Source organism: Vibrio sp. 1401, assembly GCF_033340295.1.
In genome coordinates this window covers 1-611 of record NZ_JAWOWF010000535.1, presented here as the reverse complement: position 1 = coordinate 611, position 611 = coordinate 1, and the positions used below count along the sequence as shown (strand labels likewise).

Below are 611 nucleotides of genomic sequence, written 5' to 3'. Positions count from 1 at the left end.
AAGTTTGCCTGCTTTGCTTCATCGCTTTTACTGTCCCACCAATTCAGTGCGTAACCTGGCAGCGTGAATTCGCCGGCTTCTGTTGGGATCAGCACTTGTTTTACCGTCATGATTACCGTGCCATCTCTTGCTGTGTCGAATTGAGGCTGCTCAGGGTAAACGCGTAAGGAGTTTGGGTAATCCATAGTAATACGCGGTAAGTATTCGGCTTGTGTACCGCGAGCTTTGATTTGAATGGTACGAGTAATAGACGAACCTTGTTTCACGTTATTTACCGTATTGGCGGATAGCGTATTGCCTTGATCGTCTTGCCAGCTCTGAGTCATTTGCAGTGCCGATGCGGGTAACCAACTGCCTTTAAACTCACTAGGTATGGCTTTTACTGTTATTGGCATTTGCTCCACTTTTGTGCTGATCGGCATGATCTTGGTTGAGCCCGTCAGACTATCGCCATAGATATAAGATCCAGTCAGTTGTGGGCCAAGGAGCGTGAATGTTCCCGGTTGTTCTGCGGTTAAGCGGAAAGATTGCTCCACCACTGTTACTTCAAGCCCAGCGATGACTCGCTGCCCTTGTTGCATTTCACCAACAGGTTCAAGCTTCATGCCTTA

1 pseudogene is annotated in these 611 nt (G+C 48.0%); it reads right to left on the bottom strand.

Annotation, left to right across the window (positions count from 1 at the left end):
* Nucleotides 1-611 (bottom strand): annotated as a pseudogene (locus R7Z77_RS26685) (protein BatD); the annotation flags it as partial.